Source organism: Acinetobacter sp. YH12116 (genome assembly GCF_013418895.1).
Classification (GTDB): domain Bacteria; phylum Pseudomonadota; class Gammaproteobacteria; order Pseudomonadales; family Moraxellaceae; genus Acinetobacter; species Acinetobacter indicus.
Genome location: NZ_VPBE01000075.1, coordinates 1 through 1,024, shown reverse-complemented (window position 1 = coordinate 1,024; position 1,024 = coordinate 1). Strand labels below are relative to the sequence as shown.

The 1,024-nt window shown below is 49.1% G+C and carries 1 pseudogene; it reads right to left on the bottom strand.

Annotation, left to right across the window (positions count from 1 at the left end):
- Positions 1–1,024: pseudogene (locus tag FTU54_RS15135) on the bottom strand (hypothetical protein); the annotation flags it as partial.

Genomic DNA, 1,024 nt, shown 5'->3' with positions numbered 1-1,024 from the left:
GCACCGGCTTCATAAATTTCATAAGCCGATTGACCGTCCGCACCTGTATCACCAGTGGCTCCCGTATCACCTGTGAGGGAAGCCAGCCACTCGGTTTCTGTCATTACCGGATGGTCTGCTACCGCATCTGCGGTCACAGTATCAACTGCTGCCTGATAGTCTTCAGGTGTAGCTCCCGGATTCTCAGCCAACCATGCCGCTTCATCACCTAAATCAGCAATAGCATCTTCGATCGCTTGCTGTTGCGCTTCAATCGCACCGGCTTCATAAATTTCATAAGCCGATTGACCGTCCGCACCTGTATCACCAGTAGCCCCCACGTCACCCTTTAAAAGCTCAACTAAATCTTCAGACGTTGAACCTTCTGGCAGAACACCCTCTCGAATCAAGACTTCAAGGATAGATGCCCCATCTGCCCCTTTTAATAAAGTGACAAGATCTTCTTCTGTAGCATCGGGTGGCAACTTACCTGCCTCAATGAGCACATCAAGAATAGATTTACCATCTGCACCATCTGCACCATCTGCACCATCCGCACCATCAGTACCTTTTAAGTAGGCCATCAGATCAGTTAGCGTTGCGCCCGCTGGCAGCAGATTTGCTTCAATCGCTAACTCAAGTGCAGATTTACCATCTGCGCCATCAATACCATCAATACCATCTGCACCTTTTAAGGCATTAAACATATCGGTGATCGTACCCTCTGGGCCAATCAAGCCAATCTCACGAGCCAGATCCAGAGCTGATTTGCCATCGGTACCATCTGCGCCATCAATACCATCTGCACCTTTTAAGGCATTAAACATATCGGTGATCGTACCCTCTGGGCCAATCAAGCCAATCTCACGAGCTAATTCCAGAGCTGATTTGCCGTCGGTACCATCTGCGCCATCAATACCATCAATACCATCTGCACCTTTTAAGGCATTAAACATATCGGTGATCGTACCCTCTGGGCCAATCAAGCCAATCTCACGAGCCAGATCCAGAGCTGATTTGCCATCGGTACCATCTGCGCCATCAA